Genomic DNA, 18,746 nt, shown 5'->3' on the forward strand with positions numbered 1-18,746 from the left:
CGAGTTCTGTACAGGAATTCCGTGGATCGTCCTGTGGATAAGCTTGGCATAGCCGGGCGTGAGGCCCGGGCCGCCTGGCCTAGCGGGAACTGCTCAAAAAATCGCCAGCGCGCGGAAAACCGTGCAATACCAAGGTGTTATAACTGATCCGCTGGATTCCCGGCGATCTGAGTATTCGCCTGACCAATGCCCCTGAGCTATCGTGGGTCTCGGCCAAACTCCCTCGCAGAAGGAATCTTTCATGTCTTCGATCTTCATCACCGGCGCCACCTCCGGCTTCGGCGCCGCCACCGCTCGCCGCTTCGCCAAGGACGGCTGGTCGATCGTCATCACCGGCCGCCGCGAGGATCGCCTGCACGCCCTGGCCGAGGAACTGTCCGGGCAGGCCAAGGTGCTGCCGCTGGTGCTGGACGTCCAGGATCGCGCCGCCGTGGAAGCCGCGGTCGCCGGTCTGCCGGAGGAATTCAACCAGTTGCGCGCCCTGGTCAACAATGCCGGTCTGGCGCTGGGCAACACGCCGGCGCAGAGCTGCGACCTGGACGACTGGGACACCATGGTCGATACCAACATCAAGGGCATGCTCTATTGCACCCGCCTGCTGTTGCCGCGGCTGATCGCCCATGGCGCCGGTGCCGGCATCGTCAACCTGGGCTCGGTCGCGGGCGACTATCCCTATCCGGGCAGCCACGTCTATGGCGCCACCAAGGCCTTCCTCAAGCAGTTCAGCCTGAGCCTGAGATCCGACCTGCTCGGTACCGGGGTGCGGGTGACCAACATCGAGCCCGGGCTTTCGGAAAGCGAATTCTCGGTGGTGCGCTTCGGCGGCGACAAGACCAAGGCCGATGCCGTCTATGCCGGCACCGAGCCCCTGACGCCGGACGACATCGCCGAATCCATCCACTGGACGCTGAACCAGCCCAAGCACGTCAACATCAATCGCATCCAGCTGATGGCGACCTGCCAGGCGTTCAACAACTTCAACATCCACCGCCAGAGTTAAGGGCGCTCGCTAGAGCACCTTCACTGCCCGGCCGATGAACTGGATCGGCCCGGTGGGTCGGCCGGTGGGCGAGCCGCCCTGGTCTTCCAGGGTGAGTTCGAACAACTGGTTGGCTTCCAGCGGCGGCAGCCGGTCCAGCGGTACCTGCAGAGTACGCCCAGGCTGGACCAGACCCAGAGATACCGGGTCCTGCCAGGCATCGGCCTTGGTCCAGAATTGCAGGGTCTTGCCGCTCGGCACGGCGTCGCGCCCCAGCGGAATCAACTGCAGGTCATGGGCGCTGGCAGTCTGGATCACCCAGCCGGGCGTGCGATCGCTGGGCGCCGCCAGCACCACCAGGTAGCTTGGCGTGGGTACCGGGCGCAGCAGTAGCAGCACCGCGAGCACCAGACTGGCGGCCAGCCCTGCCGCACTCAGACCCTGCCAGAGCGCCAGCCGTTGCCACAGCGACTCGCGCCGGATGATGACCCGGGTGTCGGCCTCACCCAGACTGCGCTCGATGCGCGGCCACAGATTCGCGCCGGGCTCGACGGGTGGCACCCGCTCGGCCAGCGGCTGCAGGCGCGCCTCCCAGCGCGCCACGGCAGCGGCCAGCAGGGCGTCCGTTGCCAGCGCAAGCTCCACGCGACGACGCTCTTCGGCGTCCAGGGTGCCGAGCACGTATTCGCCGGCCAGGCGTTCGCGTTCTTCGTCCGGGGGCAGGGTGGTGTCGCTGTTCATGTCATGCACTCCCTGAGCGCCTTGAGACCCCGCGTGATCCAGCTCTTCACCGTACCCAGGGGTGCCTGCAGGCGCTGGGCGATCTCGCCATGGGAGCAGCCGTCCAGGTAGGCGGCCAAGATGGCCTCCCGCCGCGGCGCTTCCAGGTTCCGCAGGCAGCCCTCCAGGCGGCCGCCGTCGGCTTCTCGCGCCGGATCGGCAGACTCGGCCAGGGGTTCCCAGTCATCCCCCAGGGGCACCAGGCGCTGCCGATCGCGCAAGGCGTTGAGCGCCAGGTTGCGGGCCACGCTGCACATCCAGCCACGGGCCGAACCGCGCTCCGGGGCGAAACTGGCGGCGCCGCGCCAGATGCGCAGAAAGGCGTCGTGGAGGATGTCTTCGGCCAGCCCGCGATCGCGCACCAGGCGCAGGACGATACCCAGCAACAGCGGCGCCTCGTTCTGGTAGAGCCGCTGCAGGGCGGCACGCTCGCCCCGGGCACAGGCGGCGAGCAGGACGGCTGGATCGGGGGAACGTTCGGTCACGAGGGCGCGCGCCAGGCTGGGGACGCCAGGGTGGCGACCGGATCAGCCGAGCCTAGCCGATCCGCTCCTGGCTGTCCCCTGGACCTCAGCCCTTCTTCCAGAACAGATAGTCGGCCTGGTAGTTCACGGTCTGCTGTTCGCCCTTGTTGGCCGAGGTGCAGGCCTTGGCCGGCGCGACGCCACCCTTGAGCGCGGTGCGCTGGATGTAGGTGGTGCCCTGGAAGGCGCCCTTGCCCTCGGCGGGCGCGGCCTCCACCAGCTGATAGGGCAGGTTGCCGGCGCCGGCGGGAGCGATGGCCAGTTGCTTGCCGACCACCTTGGAGCCGTCGACGGCTTCCCAGGTGGCCGGCGGACCGTAGTAGCGCCCCACCTGCTTGCCCTGGCGATCATGCAGGTCGGCCTTGGGGCCGACAAAGAACCACTCGGTCTGGCCGGGCATGTCCTTCTTGTCGCGGCATTCGTAGACGATGGTGCCCTTGCCCACGGTTTCCAGCATCAGGCTGTTGCCGGCGGGCACGCGGACGGCCTCGGGCAACTCGCTCTGGGCCAGCAGCGGGGTGCTCAGCAGGGCGGTCAGGACCAGGATGCTGCAACGGCTAGAGGTGTTGTTCATGCGCTTGCTCCGGATTGAGAGGGGGCACAGTCGGTTGGACTGTAGGGGCTATACCCGGCAGCCGGCGCTTTGGATGCAGCTGTCATGAAAAATCTTCAATTCAGCGGCATAGTCGCGACCTCCTCCCGGCCGAACCGCTCTGTCCTGGGGCTCCTGTCAGCCTGCCGTCAGCCTGGTTTCAGCGATCCCTAAGGTTGTTCGGCGATAGTGGCGCCGGGTCGCGAGCCCGTCCTTCCCTGCCTGCCGGAGTCCTGCCGCGTGTCGTCCATCCCGAGTCTGGCGCGCCTGCGCCTGGAAAGTCTGGCGCTGTGTCTGCTGGCGGTGCCCCTGTTCACCCTGGGGTTGTGGGAGCAGCCCTTCATCGGCTTCGACGGCCGCTTCGCACTTTTCGCCCAGGAGATGTTTCGCCACGGGGCCAGTGCCTTCCCGACCAGCTATGGGCAGCCTTACCCCGACTATCCCGCCACTTCGACGCTGCTGATAGACGTCTTCGCCCAGCTGTTCGGCGAGGTCAATCGCCTGGCCACGGTAATTCCCACTGCGCTGGCCTCGGCGGCCATCGTCGGGCTGCTCTATCGCCTGCTGGCCGAACGGTCCCGCGCCTGGGGCCTGCTGGCGGTGCTGGTGCTGCTGCTCACCAACGGTTTCCTGGCCAAGGCCCGTTCGATCTGCCTCGATCAGTTCGTCACCCTGGCGGCGCTGGGCTGCTTCTATCTGCTGTGGAGCGCCGACCAGCGCGGCCTGTCGCGGCGGCGCACCCTGGTGTTCCTGTGCCTGGCCGCCGGCTTCGCCGTGCGCGGACCGCTGGGGTTGATCGAGCCCTGTGGCGTGGTCTGCGTCTACTGGCTGCTGCAAGGCGACTGGCGGCGCAGCTTCGGCTACGGCCTGGTGGGCGCCCTGGTGCTGGCACTGTGCTGCGCCCTGCTGTTCGGCCTGGCCTGGCGTACCGGCGGCCCGGTCTTCGTCGAGGACGTGCTGCGCATGCAGGTCTCCGGGCGACTGGACGATACCGACGGTGCCGGCTATCCCTGGTGGTACTTCCTGCAACTGGGGCTCTACCGCTATGCGCCGGCCTTTCCCCTGGCGCTGCTGGCCCTGCCGACCCTCAGACGGCACTGGCGGCTGCGCCAGACCCAGGCGGACAGTCGGCTGCTGCTCCAGCTGGCCGGCTTCGCCACGCTGATCCTGGTGGCCCTGTCCTTTCCCACCTTCAAGAAGCCCTATTACATCCTGCCGGCCATTCCGGCCTGCGCCGCCCTCGGCGCCTGGGTACTGTTGCAGGGGCAGGGTGCCCTGGCCTGGGTACGGCGGCTGTTCCTGCCGTTGCTGGTGATCTTTCCGCTGGTGCTCGGGGTGCTGGTCAAGCTGCAGCAACCCCGGCTGCAGGCCGCGGGCTGGTGGCCTGAACTGGATCTGCGCTTCCTGCTGGGCGCCTTCGCCATCCTGACGCTGTTCGCCCTGGTGGCCGCCTGGCGCGAGCGCGGCGCCTTCCGCCTGGGCATGCCCCTGGCCGCGGCGGCCCTGGCGCAATGGCTGCTGGTGGTGCTGGCACTGGATCCGATGCAGGCGCTGCGCTATGACACCCGCGCCTTCGTCACCCGCCTGGAAAGCCTGCGCCAGGGGGAGCCCGGGCAACTGGTGTTCCTTGGCCTGGGTCAGGACACCAAGGCCTTCCGCTACCTGATGAATCTTGACTACGACGTGCCCCTGCCGACCTTTCTCGATGTCGGCCAGGCGGCGCAGCTCGCCCAGGTCACCCGACCGGCCTATGTGCTGCTCGACGCCGACAGCCAGGCGGCCCTGGCCGGCACTCCGCTGGCCAGCCGCCGACCGGTATTGGAAGGCCGCTTCAACGACAATCGCTGGCAGGCCTACTTTCTGCCCTGAGGCCGCTGTGATGATCGATTCGCCCGATTTCAAACGTCGCCGGCTGTGCCTGGCGCTGGCCGGTCTGCCGCTGCTGGCCGCTTGCAAGCCGACCCAGCGCTACGGCCTGCCGGAACACCGCGCACTCTGGTTCGAACGGCACGCCTTCGCACCCCTGGCGCCGCTGCCGTCGCGCAGCAGCTTCCTGCTCGGTGTCCTGCCCGATACTCAGTACTACAGCGAGAACAACCACGAGATGCTGCCCAACGGCCGGCGGGTGGAGCGCTATGGCCACCTGGGCTATCCGCCGGCACTGGCCTTTCATGCCCAGACCCATTGGCTGGCGCACAACGCCGCGGCGCTGAACCTGCCGTTCGTGGTGCACCTGGGCGATCTGGTGGAAAACGCCGAGCAGCGTGGCGAATGGGCCCTGGCCAGTCACGCCATGGCACGGCTGGAGCAGGCCGGGGTGCCCTACAGCGTCATGACCGGCGACCATGATGTCGTCGAGCTCTACACCGAGGATCGTCTGCGTGACGGTCGCGAACTCTTCACCCAGTATTTCGGCCGCGAGCGGGCGGCGCGCCAGGCCACCTTCATCGAACGCGACGTCACCGGTCTCAACGAGGCCCATCGCTTCTCGGCCCTGGGGCAGGGCTTTCTGCTGCTGACCCTGGACTGGTGCCCCTCGGACCAGAGTCTGGACTGGGCCCAGGGGATGCTGGATCGCTATCCGCACCTGCCGACCATCCTCGCCTCGCACAACATCGTCGACCTGGTGAACGGCCAGGCCGTGCTCTCCACCCGGCGCAACGACACTGGGGTGCGGCTATGGAATCGGCTGATCCGCCGCAACGACCAGATCTTCCTGACCCTCAACGGCCACAACCACGGCAGCGGTCATCTGCGGCTGACCAATGACCTGGGCCATCCGGTGGATCTGCTGCTGATCAACTACCAGACCGAATACGCCGGCGGCAACGGCCTGCTGCGCCTGCTGGAACTGGACCTGGCGCGGGGCCGGCTGGAGGCCTTCACCTATTCGCCCTGGGTCGCTTATCGGCAGCGAAGCGGCGACCTGCCGGTGCGGCTGGGCAGCGATCCGCGCGACACCTATTCAGCCGAGGTGCTGGCACCCCTGGCCTCGCCGCAGTTCGACAACAGATTCGTGCTCGAGGTGGATTTCGCCACACGCTTCGCCGGCTTTGGCGGCTATACCGCGCAGTTGCCGGCGGTGGCGGAAGAGGGCGTGCTGGCGAGAATGCGCCAGCAGCTGGAGATCGCCTGACGGATCAGGCGGCGAGCAGCCAGCCCCCGGCCACAGCGGTGGCGACGCCGGCGAGTCGCACCAGCGGCGTGGCCGCCTGGGGCAGGTAGCGCACCACGGCATAGCCCAGGCCATGCAGGGTGGCGGTGGCGGCGACGAAGCCCAGGGCATAGGCCCAGGGATTGCCCATCTCCGGTAGCTCCAGACCATGGGCCACGCCATGGAACAGCGCGAAGGCGGCGGTCAGGCCGACGGCGGCGGCCACTGGCGGACGGGCGGCCAGGGCCACCAGCAGGCCCAGCGCCAGCACCGAGGCGGCGATGCCGGTCTCCAGCAAGGGCAGCTCCAGCCCGGCAAAGCCCAGCAGGCCGCCGATCAGCATGGTGCCGACAAAGGTGCAGGGCAGCGCCAGGCGCGCCTTGCCCTGCTGCTGGGCGGCCCAGAGACCCACGGCGAGCATGGCCAGCAGGTGGTCGAGACCGGTCAGGGGGTGCAGCACCCCGGCAGCCAGGCCGTTCTCGGCATGACCCGGATGGGCAAAGGCCAGGGCCGGGGCGAGCAGCAGGGCGGCGGTGGCGAGGATCTTGGCGTGTTTCATGGGGGCTCCTTGGGGATGGTTTCCTGGACTCAGGCGGCGGTCAGCAGACCCTGCTTCTCGATGAAGGCGATGATCTCTTCCAGGCCCAGACCGGTCTTCTGGTTGCTGAAGACGAAGGGCTTGTCGCCGCGCATCTTGCGGGTATCGCGATCCATCACCTCCAGGGAGGCGCCGACCTGCTCCGCCAGGTCGATCTTGTTGATCACCAGCAGATCCGACTTGCAGATGCCGGGGCCGCCCTTGCGCGGCAGCTTGTCGCCGGCCGAGACGTCGATGACGTAGAGGGTCAGGTCGGACAGCTCCGGGCTGAAGGTGGCGGACAGGTTGTCGCCGCCGGATTCCACCAGGATCAGGTCCAGGCCGGGAAAGCGGCGGTTGAGCTGATCCACCGCTTCCAGGTTGATGGAGGCGTCTTCGCGGATGGCGGTGTGCGGACAGCCACCGGTCTCCACGCCAAGGATGCGCTCGGGCGCCAGGGCTTCGTTGCGCACCAGGAAATCGGCGTCTTCGCGGGTGTAGATGTCGTTGGTCACCACCGCCAGGTTGTAGCGCTCGCGCAGGGCGCGGCAGAGGGCTAGGGTGAGGGCGGTCTTGCCGGAGCCGACCGGTCCGCCGATACCGACGCGCAGGGGTTGAGTAGTCATCAGGAGATCTCCTAGGAACGGAACAGGCGGCTGTACTGCCGCTCGTGGGCCATGCTGCTGAGGGCCAGGCCGAAGGGGGCGCCGCCCCAGTTCGCCTCCGGCAGGGCCGCGGCCTGCTCGGCCACGGCGGTCAGGGTCGGCAGCAGAAGGGAGGTGAGGCGCTGGGCCGCTTGCTGGCCCAGCGGCAGGGTTTTCATCAGCACCGCCAGCTGATTTTCCAGCCAGGTCCATAGCCAGGCATCCAGGGCGGCCCGGGGGGCGATGGCCCAGGTCCGGGCGGCCAGCGCCCAACCCAGGGCGAAGGTCGGGGCCAGCTCGCCGAGCAGGCGGCGACTGGCGTCATCCAGCTCCGGCAGACCGAGCAGCAGTTGCGCCAGGGAATAACCGGTCTGGCGACTTTCCAGCTGGAATTCCGCGGTCTCGCGACTGGCGCGATGGTGGTCGGCCAGTACGCCCAGGCGCGTCCAGTCGCCGGCCGCCGCAGCCTCGCAATGAGCCAGCAGCAGCGGCGCCTCGAAGCGGGCGAGATTGAGTTCGAGGCTGTCACGCAGCCAGGTCTCGGCCTCCACCGCGCTGCGGATCAGGCCGCTGTCGATGGCCAGTTCCAGTCCCTGGGAATAGCTGTAGCCGCCAATCGGCAGCTGGGGACTGGCCAGGCGCAGCAGGGCGAAGGGCGAATTCACGTGCGCACGCCGAAGTGGTGCAGCTTGGGTGCGTAGTTGAAGCCTTCCTCGCCATGGCGCGAGTGATGGTGACCGCCGCCGTAGGCGCCGTGCTCGGGCTGGAAGCCGGCCTCGATCTCGCTGACCCGGGCGCCGAGCTGCTCCAGCATGGCCTTGAGCACATAGTCGTCCAGCAGCCGCAGCCAGCCGTCGCCGATCTGCAGGGCGACGTGGCGATTGCCCAGATGGTAGGCGGCGCGGGTCAACTCGAAGGCGCTGGTGCAGGTGACGTGCAGCAGCTTTTCCGGGCGCGCGACGATGCGCACGATGCGGCCATCGCGGGCTTCCAGACAGTCGCCATCGGCCAGCGGCGGTTGCCCGCGTTCGAGGAACAGGCCGACGTCCTCGCCAGCGCTGGTGGTGGCTCTCAGGCGACTCTTGCTACGGGCGTCGTAGGTGAGGTGGAGTTCGGCGTCCCAGGTATCCCGGGGCGCGCAGCGGCTTTGGACGACCAGCATGGCAAGACTCTTGGCAGTTTTGCCCAGCTCTACAGCAAGGGGCCTGCCAAGGCGCGCAAGTCGCCTGGTTCTGGGGCACTGTAGGTTGACCTGACGTTCAGATTGCTCTTATTTGGTGCGCCATTGCATCGGCTAGCAGGGTGACGCCCTCCTTTGGGGCGTTAGTGCGCTCGCCGCGCCGCCAGTGCTTGCTACCAATCAGGATCAGCTTGAGTTGCTGCACCATCTTCGCCGCCGGCCAGAGCGGTGGTGGTGTGGTCAGCGGCGGCGGATCGATCAGCTCCGGCAGGGTGGCGAACACCGTCTTCACCACCAGGTCGGCCAGGACATCGATCTGCGACGGACTCAGATGGGGCAGCCGACCCAGGGCTAGCAGGTCACGGGCCAGGTCCTGGGTAATGCGCTGACGCAACTCGGCGATGGCCTGGCGCACGGCCTGGGAGCCGCCGTATTGCTCACGGGCGAGAAAGAGGAACTGATCGCGGTTGTCGCTCACGGCGCCGAGAAAGATCTCCACCGAGGCCTCGATCATGCCGCGCTGCTGCAATTCGTGATGACGCACCTGGCGCAGGGCGTCGCGAAAGGTGTCGCCCACCTCGGCCACCAGGGCCAGGCCGAAGGTTTCCATGTCGCTGAAGTGGCGATAGAAGCCCGCCGGGACGATGCCGGCCTGGCGACTCACCTCGCGCAGGCTGAGACTGCCGAAGCCGCGGCCGCTGTTCATCAGCAGGCGCGCCGATTCCAGCAGCGCCTGGCGCGTTTGCAGCTTCTGCTGGGCACGGATGGACATGGAGAGATTCCGGGAGAGAAGGCGGCACTGTAGCAAAGGATGCCCCTGCTGACTCCAAGGGTTTTCCACGACCGCCGGGTGGTAGTCTCTGCTCCTGGGTCCCGTCTGTAGAGCGTCATGAATCTCGACAACCGCATCAAATTCCGGCATCTGCTGTGTTTCCTGGAGATCGCCCAGCAGCGCAGCTTCGCCAAGGCGGCCGATGCCATCGCCGTGTCCCAGCCGGCCATTTCCAAGACCATCCGCGAACTCGAGGAGATTCTCGAGGTGCGCCTGTTCGAGCGTGGCAAGGGCGAGGTGACCCTCACCGAGGCCGGCCTGCTGTTCCTGCGCCATGCCGGTCCCTGCGTCCAGGCCCTGCGTGAGGGAATGGAGCTGGTGCGCGGCGGCGAGGCCGGTGGCCTGGTACGGGTCGGGGTCCTGTCGACGGTGGAAAGCCAGGTGCTGCCCGAGGTCCTGGCGCGGCTGCACGAGCGGCATCGGCAATTGATCGTCAACGTCGCCACCGGTCCCAGCGCCTACCTGCTGGGGCAGTTGCGTGTCGGCGATCTGGATCTGGTGGTCGGTCGCATGACCGACAGCCCCGACATCCACGGCCTCGACTTCGAGCACCTCTATACCGAGGCCCTGACCCTGGTGGTCCGTCCGGGGCATCCGCTGAGCCAGGCGCTGCCAGCGGACCTGGCGACCCTGGCGCGCTATCCCCTGGTGCTGCCGTTGCCCGGTACCACCATCCGCCGCCACGCCGAGAGTCTCTTCGTGCAATGCGGCATTCCGCTCAGTCCCCAGCGGCTGGAAACCCTGTCGCCGACCCTCAGCCGCCAGTATGTCCGCCAGAGCGAGGCGCTGTGGATCGCCCCGCGGGATGCGGTGCGTCGCGACCTGGCCAGCGGCGAGCTGATCGAGGTGGAGCTTGGCGTCCGCGAAGCCGGCGGCTCGGTCGGCATCTGCCGCAATGGCAGCGTGTCCCTGTCGCTGGCCACCCAGAGATTTTGCGATGTCCTGCGCGAGGTAGCCGGGGAGTTGACACTTAACCATTAGGTTATGGGTCAGGGCGCAGCTTTCAATTCAGCCAGGCGCCGCCCTGGGCCACACTGGGATCAGCCAGCCCTTGGCCCCGATCCTTCCGTGGAGCATTCCAATGCATAACAAGCCCCACGACGTTCGCTACGTCGCCCGTGATCGCACCTGGCATCCCCAGGCCTATACGCCCACCTACAAATCCTCTATTCCCCGCTCGCCGCGCCAGGCGCTGGTCAGTCTGCAGCACCAGACCGCTTCCGAGCGCAGCGGCCCGGACTTCTCGCGGCTGCCGCTCGGGCCGCACGACAACGACCTGCTGCTCAACTTCGGTACCGGTCAGTTGCCCCAGGGCGAGCGCATCATCCTGTTCGGCACCCTGCGTGACCAGTTCGGCAAGCCGGTGCCCAATTCCCTGGTGGAGATCTGGCAGGCCAACGCTGGCGGCCGCTACCGGCACAAGAACGATGTCTACCTGGCGCCGCTCGATCCCAACTTCGGTGGCGTCGGCCGCACCCGTACCGACAGCCAGGGCAACTACGTCTTCCGCACCGTCCGCCCGGGTCCCTATCCCTGGCGCAACGGCAGCAACGACTGGCGTCCGGCGCACATCCATGTCTCGGTCATGGGCCCGGCCATCGCCACCCGGCTGATCACCCAGCTCTATTTCGAGGGCGATCCGCTGATCCCGCTGTGCCCCATCGTCAAGTCCATCGCCGATCCTGACGCGGTGCAGACCCTCATCGCCCGCCTGGACATGAGCATGGCCAATCCCATGGACTGCCTGGCCTATCGCTTCGACATCGTCACCCGAGGCGCGCGGCAGACGTTCTTCGAACATCACTGAGGACGCCGACATGACCCCCAACCGCCACGACCTGCTGCCGGAAACCCCCTCCCAGACCGCCGGCCCCTATGTGCATATCGGCCTGGCCCTGGCCGCCGCCGGCAATCCCACCCGCGCGGTCGAGATCTGGAACGAGCTGGCCAAGCCCGATGCCCCCGGCGAGCACATCCTGCTCACCGGCCAGGTGTTCGACGGCAACGGCAACCTGGTGCGCGATTCCTTCCTGGAGTTCTGGCAGGCCGACCACGAGGGTCGGTACGACCCGGTCTACGACGTGGAAAAGGCCTTCAACGGCTTCGGTCGTACCGCCACCACCTTCGACGCCGGTGACTGGACGCTGCACACCATCAAGCCCGGCCAGGTCGCCGACCAGCGCGGCCAGCCCATGGCGCCGCACATCAACGTCACCCTGTTCGCCCGCGGCATCAACATCCATCTGCAGACCCGCCTCTACTTCGACGATGAAGCCGAGGCCAATGCCCGCTGCCCGGTCTACAACCTGCCGGAACCGGAGCGCCGCCCCACGCTGCTGGCGCGCCGTTGCGAGATCGATGGCCGCGCAGCCTATCGCTTCGACATCCATCTGCAGGGCCCGCAGGAAACCGTCTTCTTCGATATCTAGTTTTGCAGACAGCAAAAAGCCCTGCCAAGGCAGGGCTTTTTCGTGGGCGCCAACCGCAGCTCAGATGCGGTAGGTGGTCTTGGTCATCACCTTGGACACCAGGCTCATGCCGTATTTGACCGGCGTGGGAAAGCGCCAGCCACCGGCCGCCAGGGCATGCTCGGCGTGCTGCTCCTCGTCGCTGCGCATCTGTTCCAGCACCGCACGGGACTTGGCGTCGGCTGCCGGCAGCGTGTCCAGGTGTTCGTCCAGGTGGCGGCAGACCTGATCCTCGGTGGCGGCGACGAAACCCAGACTCAGGCGATCGCTGATCAGCCCGGCACCGGCGCCGATGCCGAAGGACAGGCCATAGAACAGCGGGTTGAGCAGGCTGGGACGCTCACCCAGGGCACGGATGCGCTGCTCGCACCAGGCCAGGTGATCGATCTCTTCATCGGCCGCCTTTTCCATTTCTTCGCGCACCTCCGGCAACTTGGCGGTCAGCGCCTGACCCTGGTACAGCGCCTGGGCGCAGACCTCGCCGGTGTGGTTGATGCGCATGAGGCCGGCCGCGTGACGGCGCTCCTCGTCGCTCAGCTCGGCATCCTTCAACGGAATGGCCGGCGAGCTGCGCGCGGGGGCGCCGCTGAAGGGCGTCAGGGTACGCAGGGCAGTGTCGGCCTGGATCAGCAGGCGATCGAGGGGGGAGTAGAGGCGCTTGGCTCTCATGGTGATCTCCTTGGCGGGCGAAGGGACGACAGGACGTGGCTCAGCCCGGAGGCCAGGTCATCTGCCGCTTGCCCAGCACATGCATATGGATGTGATAGACCGTCTGGCCACCCAGGGCGTTGCAATTCATCGCGACGCGGAAGCCTTCCTCGCAGCCCTGTTCCTGCGCCAGGCGCTGGGCGGTGAAGAGGATATGGCCGGCGAGCTGCTTGTCATCGGCCTCGCTGAGGTCGTGCAGGGTCGCGATGTGCTTCTTGGGGATGACCAGAAAGTGCACGGGCGCCTGCGGGGCGATGTCATGGAAGGCCATGACCTGATCGTCCTCGTAGAGCACCTTGGCCGGAATGTCCCCGGCGACGATCTTGCAGAACAGACAATCCACGTCGATCTCCTGCTGGCTGAATAGACCCCGAGTGTACCAGCGGCTACCGCCCACCGGCAGGTTCCGCTGGCGGGATCACCCTTACGCGGGTTGAAAGAGTTTGCCGACCCGCACCGCGGCCGAACGCACCAGGGCGCGGGGGAAGAAGCGTGGCAACAGGCTGCCCAGGCGATTGCGCCAGCCCGGGATGATCACCGCCTGGCGCCGTTCCAGCCCGTGTACCGCGGCCAGGGCCACCTCCTCGGCGGACATCAGCAGCTTGCCTTGCTCCATGCGCCCGGTGTGCAGCCCGGCATTCTTGAAGAAGGCGGTACGGGTCGGCCCGGGGCAGAGCACCGACACCGACACCCCGCGCTTCTTGAGTTCCTCGCGCAGACCCTCGGAGAAGTGCAGCACATAGGCCTTGGTCGCCGCATAGCTGCTCATGTAGGGAATGGGCTGGAAGGCCGCGGTCGAGGCGACGTTGAGAATCTGGCCGCCACCCTGGATCGCCATGTGCTGGCCCAGGGCGTGGCACAGGCGGGTGAGCGCCAGGATGTTCAGCTCCAGCTGCTCCTGCACCCGCGGCCAGTCGGCGGCGAGAAAATCCCCGCCGCTGCCGATCCCGGCGCAATTCACCAGCAGGCCGATGGCTCTCTCGCTCTGCTCCAGCTCGTGCAGCAGACCGGTCAGGTGCAGCGGCTCCGCCAGATCGCAGACCCGGTACAGCACCTCCACGTCGAAGCGCTGGGCCAGTTCGGCGGCGATGCTCTCCAGCTTGTCCTTGCGCCGCGCCAGCAGGATCAGCGGCTGACCCCGTCGCGCCAGGGCCTCGGCCAGGGCCAGACCGATCCCGCACGAGGCACCGGTTACCAGGGCATAACGCTGCATACTGCTTTCTCCAGGAAAACGCCGGTCGCCGGCGGATCTGCCGCGCGCCTAGTAAGGTTTGACCACCACCAGGATGACGATGGCGATGAGCACCAGTACCGGCACCTCGTTGAACCAGCGGTAGAACACATGACTGCGCTTGTTCTCGCCGCGCTCGAATTTCTTGCGCATGGCGCCGCAGACATGGTGATAGCCGATCAGCACCACCACCAGCGCCAGCTTGGTGTGCATCCAGCCCTGGGTCAGCCAGCTCGGATTGATCACCAGCAGGCCGATGCCGAACAGCAGCGTGAGGATCATCGCCGGCAGCATGATGCCGCGATACAGCTTGCGCTCCATCAGGCAGAAGCGCTCGTGGCTCACGGCGTCGCTGCTCTGGGCGTGATAGACGAACAGGCGCGGCAGATAGAACAGACCGGCGAACCAGCAGACCAGGGCAATCAGGTGGAAGGCTTTCAACCAAAGATAGAGCATCGGGGCGTTCTCCTTATCGGGCGGCGCGATATTAGAGTGGCGCTGCCGGCAAGTCATTCACTCCGGTCGTCTCGGCTGGCAGCCCATGGTCGCGCAATAGTTGACCGTTTTGCTCGGGCAAGCGGATAATTTCCTGACTGAATTGTGTTCGGCGCAAGCCGGGAGACTACGGCAATGACCATTGAAACCTTCACCCCGACCCCCCTGCAGTTCACCCTGGGCGCGGCCAGCAAGGTGAAGAACCTGATCGAGGAAGAGGGCAATCCCCGCCTGAAGCTGCGCGTCTTCGTCACGGGTGGCGGCTGCTCTGGCTTCCAGTACGGCTTCACCTTCGACGAAGATTCCGCCGACGACGACACCGTCATCGAGCGCGATGGTGTGCACCTGGTGGTGGATCCCATGAGCTTCCAGTACCTGGCCGGCGCCGAGGTGGACTACCAGGAAGGCCTGGAAGGCTCGCGCTTCGTCATCAAGAACCCCAACGCCGCCACCACCTGTGGCTGCGGTCAGTCCTTCTCCATCTGACCCGGCAGCCCCTTCGGCCCAGCGCGCTGGCTAGTGCGGATAGAGCGCGCCCAGCACGCGAAGGCCACGGGCGCCGGTGACTTCCGGGCAGTTGCCGGGCAGGCGCTCGCAGAAGCGCTGGGCCAGCCAGGCAAAGGCCATGGCTTCCAGCCAGTCCGGCGAGACGTCATAGGCCGCGGTGCTCTGCACCACGGCTGGCGCCAGCTGCCTGGCCAGACGCGCCATCAGGTCCCGGTTATGCGCCCCGCCGCCACAGACCAGCACCTCGTCCACCGGCTGGGCGGCCAGGATGCTCTCGGCGATGCTGCGAGCGCTCAGCTCGGCCAGGGTGGCCTGGACATCCGCCGGATCCAGCGCCTCCTGCTGGGCGAGCTGTCCCTGTAGCCAGGGCAGATTGAAGTGCTCGCGCCCGGTGCTCTTCGGTCCGCTCTTCATGAAGAAGGGATCGCTCAGCAGCCGTTGCAGCAGCGCCGGCACGACCTGCCCCTGCGCCGCCCAGGCGCCATCGGCATCGAAGAGTCGTCCCTGGCTGTGATGGATCCAGGCATCCAGCAGCACATTGCCCGGTCCGCAATCGAAGCCTCGTACCGGCAGACCCGGCGCCAGCAGGGTCACGTTGCTGAAGCCACCGATATTGAGTACCGCACGCCGGCGATCCAGACCGAAAAGATCGGCATGGAAGGCCGGGACCAGGGGCGCACCCTGACCCCCGGCGGCCAGGTCGCGACGGCGGAAGTCAGCGACCACGTCGATACCGCTCAACTCGGCCAGCAGGGCGGCATCGCCGATCTGCAGGGTGTAGCCCTGTGCCGGCAGATGGCGGATGGTCTGGCCGTGGCTACCCACGGCGCGGATATCCGCGGAGGTCAGTCCCTGCTGGGCCAGCAACTCGGCGATACCCTGGGCGGCCAGCCTGACCCAGGCCTGTTCGGCCCGGGCGATACGCTCGATCTCGTTGTCGCCGGGCGCGCACAGCGCCAGCAGCTCCTGGCGTAGCGCGTCCGGCATGGGCACGCCCAGGGCGGCGACGAAACGGGTCCGCTCGTCCTGTTCGATCAGGGCAATATCCAGTCCATCCAGACTGGTGCCGGACATCACCCCCAGGTAGCGCTCCATCTCAGCGCTTGTTCATCGCGAGCAGAGAGGCACGTTCCTGGTCCATGCGGGCCATGAGCGGCTGGCTCTGCGCCAGGAACCGCGAGATCTCGTTCTTGGCGATGGGATCGGCCATGGGCAGCTTCACCCCGAGCGGATCGACGTGGTTGCCGTTGATGCGGAATTCATAGTGCAGGTGCGGACCAGTCGCCAGGCCCGTCATGCCCACGTAGCCGATCACCTGGCCCTGTTTCACCGAGGCACCGGCCTGCATGCCCTTGGCGATCCGGCTCATGTGGCCATAGACGGTGGTGTAGGTCTTGCCGTGCTGGATCATCACCACGTTGCCGTAGCCATTCTCGCGCCCGGACTTGGCGATCTTGCCATCGCCGGTAGCATGGATCGGCGTACCGGTGGGCGCGGCATAGTCGACGCCCTTGTGCGCGCGCATCTTGTTCAGCACCGGGTGGAAGCGGCCCATGGTGAAGCGCGAGCTGATCCGCGAGAACTCCACCGGGGTACGGATGAAGGCCTTGCGCATGCTGCCGCCTTCCGCCGTGTAGTAGTTGGTGGTGCCGTTCTTGGCGGTGTAGCGCACGGCCGTGTAGGCCTTGCCCTTGTTGACGAAGCGAGCGGCCAGGATATTGCCGTAGCCGACGTGCCTGCCATTGACCACCTTGTCCTCGTAGACCACCTCGAATTCGTCGCCTTCCTGGATGTCCAGCGCGAAGTCGATGTCGTAGCCGAAGATGGTGGCCAGCGCCATGGTCATGTCATGGGACAGTCCGGCCTTTTGCGCCGAGGCGAACAGCGAACTGCTGATCCGGCCCTGGGCATAGGCCTTGCGGATGTCCGGGGTGACGGTCTTGTGCTCGACCTCGTAGCCCTGGTCGGACTTGACCAGCGACAGGGTCTGCAACGCGGTGAGCTTGGTGCGCACTGCCAGCAGGTCACCCGCAGGGTCACGCTGGAATTCGATCTTCTGGCCCACCCGCAGGCGAGTCAGCTTCTTGGCTTCCTTGCTGCTGGCCAGCACCTCGTGCACCACGGCAGCGGCAAGGCCGGCCCGCTCGAACAGCGTCGAGAGGGTGTCACCCTTGCGCACGGTTTCGGTCTTCCACTGCGGCTCGACGCGTTCTGCGGTGGCGACTTCCTCTTCGGCAGGCGCCTCCTCGGCGGTCTGGGCTGCCGTCTGCTCCGGGGCTACCTGGGCAAAGGGGGAGGGGGACTGGGTGTCCGCGGCTTGAGTATCTGCGAGCACTTGCTCCTTCAGGTCATCCTGACCCTGCACGACGCGTTGGGCGTCCTGTTCAACATCCAGATTGATGGAAGTGCGTTTCGCCTCGACCTGCTGAGAGGGAAACACGAGCAAGGCCAGACTCAAGAGTGCGGCCACCCCGCTGGCGGCCACGAGGTGGCTTTTGGGGTAGAACGGACTTTTGGGGATTGGCTTCGTCATTTAGCTAAAGTGATGATCTGACGTTAAAAGAAGTGAATAACTGCCTAAAATATAATCAAAATCTAGCTGTCACAACCCTTTGGGGTGGTGATCCGACGTGCCGGCTGGCGGCTACTAGGGGCATCTTGATAAGGTTCACGCTTTCGAAATTCAGAGGCGAAGCCCCCATGAAAACGGTCCAGGAGCAGCTGGCGGTCATCAAGCGTGGAGCAGATGAGCTGCTTGTCGAGTCAGAGCTTGTAACAAAACTGGAGCGCGGCACCCCGCTGCGCATCAAGGCAGGCTTCGATCCGACCGCTCCGGATCTGCACCTTGGCCACACCGTGCTGATCAACAAACTGCGCCAGTTCCAGGAGCTGGGCCATCAGGTCATCTTCCTGATCGGCGACTTCACCGGCATGATCGGCGACCCCAGTGGCAAGAGCGCCACCCGCCCGCCGCTGACCCGCGAGCAGGTGCTGGAGAATGCCGAGACCTACAAGGCCCAGGTGTTCAAGATCCTTGATCCGGCGCGTACCGAAGTGGCCTTCAATGCCACCTGGATGGATCAGCTGTCGCCGGCCGACTTCATTCGTCTGTCTTCCCAGTACACCGTGGCGCGCATGCTCGAGCGCGACGACTTCAGCAAGCGTTACGCGGGCAACCAGCCCATCGCCATCCATGAGTTCCTCTATCCGCTGGTTCAGGGCTATGACTCCGTTGCCCTGCGCGCCGATGTCGAGCTGGGTGGTACCGACCAGAAATTCAACCTGCTCATGGGCCGCGAACTGCAGCGTGCCTACGGCCAGGAAGCCCAGTGCATCCTCACCATGCCGCTGCTCGAAGGTCTGGATGGCGTGAAGAAGATGTCCAAGTCCCTGGGCAACTACGTTGGGATCCAGGAAGCGCCGGGGGTCATGTACAACAAGCTGGTGTCCATTCCCGACACCCTCATGTGGCGCTACTTCGAGCTGCTCAGTTTCCGCAGCCTGGAAGAGATCGCCCAGTTCCGTAGCGATGTGGAGCAGGGCGCCAATCCTCGCGACATCAAGATCAAGCTGGCCGAAGAGATCGTCGCCCGCTTCCACGGGGAAGAAGCCGCCCAGACCGCCCACCGCTCCGCGGGTAACCGCATGAAGGATGGCGAGCTGCCGGAAGATCTGCCGGAAGTCGAGCTGGAAACCGATGCGGCGCTGCCGGTCGCTGCCGTCCTCAACAAGGCCGGGCTGGTGAAGAACGCTGCGGCAGCTCGCGATCTGCTGGCGGCAGGGAGCGTCAAGGTGGATGGCGAGGTGGTCGATCGTGGCTTCCTGTTCGAGATCGGCCGTACCTATATATGTCAGGCCGGCAAGAAGGCCTTTGCCCGCATCAGCGTCCGTCAGCAATAAATCTGAAATAACCTGTTGACCTGCTCCTAAACTCCCCTATAATGCGCCCCACTTCCGGCGCAGATGCTGAAGCGGCTTGAAAATCAAGCACTTAGGTCTGAGCCGGGCGAGGGGTCCAGGGATTCTTCGCTGTTTGGTCTTCACCTTCGGGTGATGACGGAATGAAGCGGAGGGG

General features: G+C 66.3%; 22 protein-coding genes. 8 read left to right on the forward strand and 14 right to left on the reverse strand.

Going from position 1 to position 18,746, the window contains the following annotated elements:
- The first annotated feature begins 241 nt into the window (after positions 1-241).
- The gene (locus QMX82_RS10220) at positions 242-1,000 is read left to right on the forward strand and encodes an SDR family oxidoreductase (protein ID WP_282282975.1); all 759 of its coding nucleotides are present in this window, start codon (positions 242-244) and stop codon (positions 998-1,000) included.
- A 9-nt stretch (positions 1,001-1,009) separates the two neighbouring features.
- Here the strand turns inward: QMX82_RS10220 and QMX82_RS10225 are convergent, their stop codons facing one another.
- The 3 genes from QMX82_RS10225 to QMX82_RS10235 form a co-directional block, all read right to left on the reverse strand.
- Positions 1,010-1,720 (reverse strand): anti-sigma factor, encoded by a 711-nt coding sequence (locus QMX82_RS10225; protein WP_282282977.1) that lies wholly within the window; start codon positions 1,718-1,720, stop codon positions 1,010-1,012.
- Positions 1,717-2,244, reverse strand: coding sequence for a sigma-70 family RNA polymerase sigma factor (locus QMX82_RS10230; RefSeq protein ID WP_208693697.1), 528 nt, complete (start codon positions 2,242-2,244; stop codon positions 1,717-1,719). The genes QMX82_RS10225 and QMX82_RS10230 overlap by 4 nt, the downstream gene beginning before the upstream one ends.
- Positions 2,245-2,329: 85 nt before the next feature.
- Positions 2,330-2,857, reverse strand: coding sequence for a DUF3455 domain-containing protein (locus QMX82_RS10235; protein ID WP_282282979.1), 528 nt, complete (start codon positions 2,855-2,857; stop codon positions 2,330-2,332).
- Between the two features lie 258 nt (positions 2,858-3,115).
- Here QMX82_RS10235 and QMX82_RS10240 point away from each other — a divergent pair, with 258 nt between their 5' ends.
- Together QMX82_RS10240 and QMX82_RS10245 are read left to right on the forward strand one after the other, a co-directional pair.
- Positions 3,116-4,744 carry an ArnT family glycosyltransferase gene (locus tag QMX82_RS10240; RefSeq protein ID WP_282282981.1) on the forward strand — a complete coding sequence of 543 codons (1,629 nt, stop codon included), beginning with the start codon at positions 3,116-3,118 and terminating at the stop codon, positions 4,742-4,744.
- 10 nt (positions 4,745-4,754) lie between these two features.
- Positions 4,755-6,011, forward strand: a complete 1,257-nt coding sequence (locus tag QMX82_RS10245; protein WP_282282983.1) for a metallophosphoesterase — start codon at positions 4,755-4,757, stop codon at positions 6,009-6,011.
- Between the two features lie 4 nt (positions 6,012-6,015).
- Here the strand turns inward: QMX82_RS10245 and QMX82_RS10250 are convergent, their stop codons facing one another.
- The 5 genes from QMX82_RS10250 to QMX82_RS10270 form a co-directional block, all read right to left on the reverse strand.
- On the reverse strand, positions 6,016-6,588 hold the full coding sequence (locus QMX82_RS10250) for a HupE/UreJ family protein (RefSeq protein WP_282282985.1): 573 nt from the start codon (positions 6,586-6,588) through the stop codon (positions 6,016-6,018).
- Between the two features lie 29 nt (positions 6,589-6,617).
- Positions 6,618-7,232, reverse strand: a complete 615-nt coding sequence (gene ureG / locus QMX82_RS10255; protein ID WP_007162627.1) for an urease accessory protein UreG — start codon at positions 7,230-7,232, stop codon at positions 6,618-6,620.
- 11 nt (positions 7,233-7,243) lie between these two features.
- Entirely contained in the window at positions 7,244-7,915 is a 672-nt protein-coding gene (locus QMX82_RS10260; RefSeq protein ID WP_282282993.1) for an urease accessory protein UreF, read from the reverse strand.
- Positions 7,912-8,412, reverse strand: a complete 501-nt coding sequence (gene ureE, locus QMX82_RS10265) for an urease accessory protein UreE (protein WP_282282996.1) — start codon at positions 8,410-8,412, stop codon at positions 7,912-7,914. Before ureE ends, QMX82_RS10260 begins: the two co-directional genes overlap by 4 nt.
- A gap of 97 nt (positions 8,413-8,509) precedes the next feature.
- On the reverse strand, positions 8,510-9,202 hold the full coding sequence (locus QMX82_RS10270) for a TetR family transcriptional regulator (protein WP_282282998.1): 693 nt from the start codon (positions 9,200-9,202) through the stop codon (positions 8,510-8,512).
- 117 nt (positions 9,203-9,319) lie between these two features.
- Between QMX82_RS10270 and pcaQ the strand changes: the two genes are divergently transcribed.
- The 3 genes from pcaQ (at position 9,320) to pcaG (ending at position 11,691) form a co-directional block, all read left to right on the forward strand.
- A complete protein-coding gene (gene pcaQ / locus QMX82_RS10275; RefSeq protein ID WP_133863067.1) occupies positions 9,320-10,243 on the forward strand; it encodes a pca operon transcription factor PcaQ in 924 nt (307 codons plus the stop codon).
- A gap of 100 nt (positions 10,244-10,343) precedes the next feature.
- Positions 10,344-11,069 (forward strand): protocatechuate 3,4-dioxygenase subunit beta, encoded by a 726-nt coding sequence (pcaH, locus tag QMX82_RS10280; protein WP_133863068.1) that lies wholly within the window; start codon positions 10,344-10,346, stop codon positions 11,067-11,069.
- A 10-nt stretch (positions 11,070-11,079) separates the two neighbouring features.
- Complete coding sequence (pcaG, locus tag QMX82_RS10285) at positions 11,080-11,691, forward strand: protocatechuate 3,4-dioxygenase subunit alpha (protein WP_282283001.1); 612 nt, start codon at positions 11,080-11,082, stop codon at positions 11,689-11,691.
- A 60-nt stretch (positions 11,692-11,751) separates the two neighbouring features.
- Here pcaG and coq7 read toward each other — a convergent pair whose 3' ends face one another.
- From coq7 to hemJ, 4 genes are all read right to left on the reverse strand, one after another.
- A complete protein-coding gene (gene coq7 / locus QMX82_RS10290; RefSeq protein WP_208693704.1) occupies positions 11,752-12,399 on the reverse strand; it encodes a 2-polyprenyl-3-methyl-6-methoxy-1,4-benzoquinone monooxygenase in 648 nt (215 codons plus the stop codon).
- Positions 12,400-12,439: 40 nt separating this feature from the next.
- Positions 12,440-12,781, reverse strand: a complete 342-nt coding sequence (locus tag QMX82_RS10295) for a histidine triad nucleotide-binding protein (protein ID WP_017642985.1) — start codon at positions 12,779-12,781, stop codon at positions 12,440-12,442.
- Between the two features lie 81 nt (positions 12,782-12,862).
- Complete coding sequence (locus QMX82_RS10300) at positions 12,863-13,651, reverse strand: SDR family NAD(P)-dependent oxidoreductase (RefSeq protein WP_282283020.1); 789 nt, start codon at positions 13,649-13,651, stop codon at positions 12,863-12,865.
- Positions 13,652-13,699: 48 nt separating this feature from the next.
- Entirely contained in the window at positions 13,700-14,125 is a 426-nt protein-coding gene (hemJ, locus tag QMX82_RS10305) for a protoporphyrinogen oxidase HemJ (RefSeq protein ID WP_208693706.1), read from the reverse strand.
- Between the two features lie 174 nt (positions 14,126-14,299).
- Between hemJ and erpA the strand changes: the two genes are divergently transcribed.
- Positions 14,300-14,650: an iron-sulfur cluster insertion protein ErpA gene (gene erpA, locus QMX82_RS10310; protein ID WP_007162616.1), complete on the forward strand. Its 351-nt coding sequence runs from the start codon at positions 14,300-14,302 to the stop codon at positions 14,648-14,650.
- Between the two features lie 30 nt (positions 14,651-14,680).
- On the opposite strand, the gene QMX82_RS10315 is transcribed toward erpA, so the two are convergent.
- Entirely contained in the window at positions 14,681-15,766 is a 1,086-nt protein-coding gene (locus QMX82_RS10315) for an anhydro-N-acetylmuramic acid kinase (RefSeq protein WP_282283025.1), read from the reverse strand.
- 1 nt (position 15,767) lies between these two features.
- A complete protein-coding gene (locus tag QMX82_RS10320) occupies positions 15,768-17,204 on the reverse strand; it encodes a peptidoglycan DD-metalloendopeptidase family protein (RefSeq protein WP_208693708.1) in 1,437 nt (478 codons plus the stop codon).
- Positions 17,205-17,371: 167 nt separating this feature from the next.
- Between QMX82_RS10320 and tyrS the strand changes: the two genes are divergently transcribed.
- Complete coding sequence (gene tyrS, locus QMX82_RS10325; protein WP_208693709.1) at positions 17,372-18,571, forward strand: tyrosine--tRNA ligase; 1,200 nt, start codon at positions 17,372-17,374, stop codon at positions 18,569-18,571.
- Positions 18,572-18,746 lie beyond the last annotated feature (175 nt).

Source organism: Pseudomonas sp. PS02302 (genome assembly GCF_029959585.1).
Taxonomy (GTDB): Bacteria; Pseudomonadota; Gammaproteobacteria; order Pseudomonadales; family Pseudomonadaceae; genus Chryseomonas; species Chryseomonas aestiva.